The sequence below is a fragment of the Acinetobacter tianfuensis genome (assembly GCF_003611465.1).
GTDB classification, from domain to species: Bacteria; Pseudomonadota; Gammaproteobacteria; order Pseudomonadales; family Moraxellaceae; genus Acinetobacter; species Acinetobacter tianfuensis.
This window is the reverse complement of sequence record NZ_RAXV01000019.1, coordinates 66,097-72,096: the sequence shown is the minus strand read 5'-3', so window position 1 is coordinate 72,096 and position 6,000 is coordinate 66,097. Positions and strand designations below refer to the sequence as shown.

Below are 6,000 nucleotides of genomic sequence, written 5' to 3'. Positions count from 1 at the left end.
AAATGCTGGTGGCTTGATTGTGGAGCTTGGCTTTATTTCGAATGATGCGGAACTTGCAGCGTTTAATTCGAAGTACTGGTCAGCAGCCAAGGCAGTAGCGCAAGTTATTATTGAACATGAAAAACGCGCTTAATATTTTGCTGTGCATCTTACTATCGAGTTGCACAGCACATTCAATCTCAACAAAAGTTCACGTTACTGTATGTGTGCAGTGTGTGAATTGAGAAAGCCCTCAAGTGAGGGCTATATCATCAATTTTTAACAAATTAGATATCTTTTGAGCTCTTGATTTTGGAAGCTCTTCCTTTTGCAAAAGCCGTTTATTTTTGTTAATCCATTGATATTGTAGTGGATAGTCTTTTTTGGTAATCGCTTTGACTGAGCCCAATTCATTTACCAAATCCTTAATTTCATAATAACTATCATCCCAACCTTTTACAGCAACCTCAAAAACAAAACCTATAGATTTTAATTTTGAAATTTTAAAAGCGTTTAGTTTGTTTTCACGAAAAGCTTTGCGTTGTCTTCCTTCCCACAACGCCAACTTTTTAAAGTTTTCGTCTTTGGATGCTTTTGAAATCAATGGAGAATCAGTTTTTTGGTAAAGATTGAAAACCTCAATCCACTCATAATCAAAGAAACTAAAAACAAATTCATGCTCTAGCAGTAACTCTTCTCTGTATTTTGGTAATTTCTTATAACGATGTGCTTGCCTTTGCGATGAAGCCCAGTTAGACAGTTTTCTCTCAGAAAAATTTTCAGGAATATAGCCATGGCCATATTTTTTAACATAATCATCTAACAGACCAAGCATCTCACTAAAGTGAGTATCATAGTCTGTTGCAACCTCCACAGAGATACTATTAAATAGCTGATCTACATCAATGTTGAGGTTATTGCTCCCCACCACAATGTTATCAAAAACCAGGGATTCAGGGTTTCGCTCACGACTTCTGGACAAGCCAGCTCTTAAGTCATCATCTTCATTTCGTAAAACACCTAAAATATCAATAATGTTTTTAAAAGAAGAATTGTCCGAAAAGTTTGACTCCAAAGCTTGACTATAATTATCAACGTATAGCGGTAGAATAACATAGCCAAATTTCTTATCTTTCGCTATGCGCTGTGTTCTCCCGACCGCTTGAACAATTTCAATTGTGCTGGATCTAGCATCCAAAAACGCCACCGCATCAATAATCGGGCTATCAATACCTTCTGTTAAGCAACGAGCGTTGGTAACAATGCTGTGATTAGCTTGAATAAATTTCTGTAGATTTTCTTGTCGCTCATCAGCATCTTGTTCACCACTTACGTGAAAAGAGGAAAATATTGGGCTATTTTCATTCATTAGTGTAGAAAAGTTTTTTGCTCTTTCGATAGATGAGTGAAAAGTTATAATTTTGCTTATGCCAAAATCCATATATGCTTTCTCCAAAGCAAAACGGTTTGCTATCTCAAGTACATCACTTTCTTCACTTAATAAGTGTGCAATATCAGAATGTTGAACAACAGTGATTAAAACTTTGTAGTCTGCAATTAAATGAGAGTCAATGGCCGTTTTAAATGGTAAGGAGTAAACAGTTTCTCCGTAATATTTTGGATTATTCATTCCGATACGGTCAACATTATGCGACGTCTGGCGATAAGCCACTTTTTCTGTTGCAGTTACAAACAGTCGTTTTTTTATTAAAACATTTTCATCATGCAACGCAAAACTATAGGGCTTATCAAGCTCACCAGCGGTTCTATGAGATTCATCAAAAACGGCAAAATCCAACGACTTTCCAGCGAGTAAAAATGAGCTTTTATATGTACAGAAAATAATTTTTCTTTTAACAATGCTAAATTCAATCGCTTTAGATACCCCCTTTTGAGAGCTCAAAACTTTAATTTTTAAATTTGTTGCTACTTCATTTACAGATATATCATCCAATTCGCCAGCTTTCTTTTTTGAGCAAATAATTGCATAGTCAAAGTTTGTTCGGCCAAAATGTGAGATTGTCGTTTTTGCAATTTGCTGAACAAGCATGATTGTTGGTGCGAAAATAATAATATTTTGCATATCATCAGGTGGTGATAATTCTATCAGTTCTTCAATTGTCTTAATGAAAACAAAAGTTTTACCTGTGCCACACGCCATAATATTTTTTATGCGAGTTTGTGTTTTAAATGCTTCGATATTTGCTTGAATGGCTTCAATTTGATGGGGCCTAGGTGTTAGCATTTTTTATTGCTCCGATTTTTGGGATCATGTCATTCACAGCTTCATCAATTGATTTTAAATTATTATCTTTTTTATATTTTTCAATAATCTCAATGGTATTTTTGGAGAACCATAAATCCTTTCTAGTGAATCCTTTGTCAATCATTTCTTGACGCTGCTTTGCTTTGCGCTCTGCTGCTGTACTTGCCATTACCAATTTTCCTCAATCTCGAGCTCAACCGCTTCACTGTCAGCATTGCCGATGTATTCAACAGTGCCACTTACAACCAAGTAGCCATCGTTTTCTTCTACAGCATCGAAACCTAATTCAAGAGCGATTAAAGCACGTAATTTTTGGTTTTTACGATACAGCTCATCACATAACATTTCTTCTTCACAATCAATAACAAAATCAGGATTGGCTTTTAGGAATTCAGGGTTTTCATCAAGATAATCTTCAATGTCTGATTTCTCACAGATAGATCCAAATGTCACTTTGTAGCAATGGTTGCCATAATCAGCAACAGTCATTAGTGCTGCATTCAATGAAACAAAAATACCTGAGTATTGTCCTTCATTGTGAATTTCTTTTAGGTCTGCATTTACTGAGTTGTGATAGCCGATCATTTCAATATCTCCCTGGTATAAGTTGATTATATGTTGTGAGCGGTCACAATGCAAACACATTTAAAATTATTTTTTAATTGCCGACTGGCGATCAACTCCTCACATCACTCAAAACAACATATCTGTTTTTCAATCCAAGCGACCACCCAATTTCTTTATAAAAAGGTTCGCGATTCTTCATTGTGTGTTCTATATAAAAGTAGAGCCAAGTTTTCATTTTTATTCCTTCCATTTATCAATCATATCAGCCCAATCCTGCATCATCTTTCTGCGGTCATTAAGCCACTTTGCATGATCATAAGTGGCCTTAACTTTATCGCTCTTAACATGAGCAAGCTGCAACTCAATCCAGTTTGAATTATAGTTTGCTTCATTTAGATCAGTAGATGCTGTGGCTCTAAAGTCGTGCATAGTGATATGACCCAGCCCCATATTGCGGAATGCTTGATTTAGAGTTGTTGGGCCAATCATCACACTATTATCAACGCCGGGAAAAATATACGGGCTGTCAGGGTAAGCAGCAAACTGCGCTTTTATGATTCCCATAACTTGATCTGACAGCGGCACAACATGAATCCTGTTCTTCTTCATATTGCGTTTACCGGCAAGAATATCTGATCTTGATGCAACTGGAATGGTCCATGTGCGAGCCTCAAAATCAATGTATTCTTTTAGTCCTCTGCGAATTTCAACTGTGCGAAGCATTGTGTATATAAGTGTTTTGAGTGCATTCTTTGTGCTGATGGCTCCTGTGTATTTATCAATACTTGGCATAATCAGTTTTCGATCTTTGGAATTTACTGGTTGAGCATTTTCGGTTTCAGGGCTATGGATATACCCGCGCAATGCATAGGTTGGATCGTTATACAGTCGGTCAGAAATGATTGCATACTGCATGACTTCAGCAATATGCTGCCTAATAGTGATAGCTCTATTTTCACCAGTACCTCGTCCAGATTTCAAAACTCGCTTGATCGCATTATCCATAATATTCTTAATATCAACTGAGCTTACATCTTTGATGGGCTTGTCGCCAATTAATGGAAATATGTCTACATCATAAGCATGGTTGCGCACATACAGCCAGTTCGCTGATTTTGATTTCTTTTTGTGGTCGCAATATTCTCTAGCAATTGCCCTAAAAGTTTCTTCTTGTGCTTGCATTGCTTCAAGACGCTCAGTTTTTTTAACAGCTGCAGGATCAGTGTTTTTAGCGAGCTGCTCCCGAAATTCATTTGTTTTTGTTCTGGCATACGAAAGACTGATTTCCGGGTACTGCCCAATGGTCAGCATTTGCGGCTTATTTAAGAAACGATATCGAAACCGCCAGAACTTTTTCCCAGTGGGGCGAACCTCAATACACAATCCAGAGTGATCAGCAACACGGTATACTTTTTCTTTAGACTTTAATTGCTTGATTTTTAAGTCGTTTAACATGATGTGAGTAACAACCATTATGGCTTAAATAAATTTACTCACTATATTACTCACAAATAAAAGTAATTCTATAGCATACAAGGTTATATGTAGTAACAATGCCAACTTAATAAAATCAGCAGGTTGTAAAATTAGGAAAGAAAAGGTTAGACAAAGTAAGAATAGTGTTTAATATGAATGCAATTGATCATCCTATGATGAAAGAATTTCATGAGCCGGGAGATGTGAAGCGTTCAGTCATTGTTATACCTGAAGAAAGGCTAGCAGATTGGCTCAATTGGAAATCGCCCAATATCCAAAGTTTTGTGTGCGGCTTTCCAGCAGATGAGTTTGAGTGCATGCATGTTCCAAAAATAAAAGCCGAAAAAATTAGCCCCCAGCTTAACTTTTTCGACTGATATTTTGAGTATGCCGCTGAATGACTGATCAGCGTGACAGGTTTTTGAAAATATGACGTAAGCTTTCCATTGTTTTTTCAATTTGCAAAGGCGTTAGCCCCTCAAATGACTGTTCTAATACAACATTGGTCAGATCATTAATCTTTTGGGTCATTAAATTACCTTTTTCGGTAAGAACAACGCGCGTAATACGTGCATCATCTTCACATGAATAAGTGTCTACCAAGCCTTCGTCTTTTAAACGGTAAACAATTTTCGTAGTGGTCGACATTTTAGAAACCACCATTTCAGATAAATCAGATACGCTGGCATGCGGTTTTGATTTTAGCGCCAGTAAAATACGGCGGCGTGAATTATCAACCCCATATTTTTTAAGGGCATGATCGACATTGAGTACATATTGCGAATGAACCTGAGTAACCCAATAATATGGGAAATTATCTAAGTTAAAGCTGTCTGTAGTTGGTAAAAACTTTGAATATTTCTTAGTCATGCAAATCCCCATGTAAATATTTTTGTAATTTTATTTAATCTGTCATTATTTTAAGTAAATTGTATGTTCAATATCAATAGATAATTTACTCAATAACAGCGGTAAATAAACTTTTTTCAAATAAACCGAATATTAATAGTTTGGGATATGAGACAAGTGTGAGTACCATACCGTTAAAAGTATTCGTAAATGCTCAATTTGGTGTTCAGGAACACACTTTTTTGCGAATTTTAAATACAATAGCATACTTGACAGTGACTGCAACTTGAGATTTGCAGCGAAAATTTCGATTATATTTGCATTTTTATAAAAAGTTTTAACAATAAATTTTCAAATGAACTTTCAAATTATTATTAATTTACCGATCACTATAATATTAAAAGATTGTATTTGGGGGGAAGTGCTTTATTGGTGCAGTTTTCTGTTGCTTTAACTAACCATGCAAGTATATTTTTTCAATCATTCTGCACGGGGATATATATAATTTATATTTTCTTCAAGTATTTTTAATTGGCTGCTAGAGCAAGCATGCTGATCTTTTTGATTATTTTGTTTGCAGCAAAATATTGCAAGGAAAATAGCATGGCTAAAGGGTTCAGTCTGAATCAGGACTTATTTTTATTTTTGAGCAGTATTATTTTATAGCCTGCATGTCATGGCGCGGCATGATTGTTTATTCGTTTTTGGCTGTGAATTTAAGTATTTTAGATATTTAATTTTAAAAAAATTACAAAAAAATGATCACAATCTTTCATGTTTATGCATAATTAGATTATGAATAGTCACAAAGGTCACTCTTATGGATCCGTCGCCGTGCAGGTCTAAATTTTTAAAACATATAT

The 6,000-nt window shown here is 35.6% G+C and carries 5 protein-coding genes and 2 pseudogenes; 2 read left to right on the top strand and 5 right to left on the bottom strand.

Features of this window, described 5'->3' with window-relative positions; all coding sequences use genetic code 11:
- Positions 1-133, top strand: a pseudogene (locus D7V32_RS17580) (N-acetylmuramoyl-L-alanine amidase); the annotation flags it as partial.
- A gap of 99 nt (positions 134-232) precedes the next feature.
- Here the strand turns inward: D7V32_RS17580 and D7V32_RS09920 are convergent.
- The 4 genes from D7V32_RS09920 to D7V32_RS09905 all read right to left on the bottom strand — a co-directional run bounded on the left by D7V32_RS09920 (position 233) and on the right by D7V32_RS09905 (position 4,267).
- Positions 233-2,224: a DEAD/DEAH box helicase gene (locus tag D7V32_RS09920; protein ID WP_120402722.1), complete on the bottom strand. Its 1,992-nt coding sequence runs from the start codon at positions 2,222-2,224 to the stop codon at positions 233-235.
- Positions 2,211-2,414 (bottom strand): hypothetical protein, encoded by a 204-nt coding sequence (locus D7V32_RS09915; protein ID WP_120402721.1) that lies wholly within the window; start codon positions 2,412-2,414, stop codon positions 2,211-2,213. Before D7V32_RS09915 ends, D7V32_RS09920 begins: the two co-directional genes overlap by 14 nt.
- Entirely contained in the window at positions 2,414-2,830 is a 417-nt protein-coding gene (locus D7V32_RS09910; protein ID WP_120402720.1) for a hypothetical protein, read from the bottom strand. The genes D7V32_RS09915 and D7V32_RS09910 overlap by 1 nt, the downstream gene beginning before the upstream one ends.
- Positions 2,831-3,049: 219 nt before the next feature.
- Positions 3,050-4,267, bottom strand: a complete 1,218-nt coding sequence (locus tag D7V32_RS09905) for a tyrosine-type recombinase/integrase (RefSeq protein ID WP_120402729.1) — start codon at positions 4,265-4,267, stop codon at positions 3,050-3,052.
- Between the two features lie 164 nt (positions 4,268-4,431).
- On the opposite strand from D7V32_RS09905, the pseudogene D7V32_RS09900 reads away from it, so the two are divergent.
- Positions 4,432-4,665 (top strand): annotated as a pseudogene (locus tag D7V32_RS09900) (DUF159 family protein); the annotation flags it as partial.
- A 28-nt stretch (positions 4,666-4,693) separates the two neighbouring features.
- Here D7V32_RS09900 and D7V32_RS09895 read toward each other — a convergent pair.
- Positions 4,694-5,158, bottom strand: a complete 465-nt coding sequence (locus tag D7V32_RS09895) for a MarR family winged helix-turn-helix transcriptional regulator (protein WP_120402719.1) — start codon at positions 5,156-5,158, stop codon at positions 4,694-4,696.
- Positions 5,159-6,000: the final 842 nt, after the last annotated feature.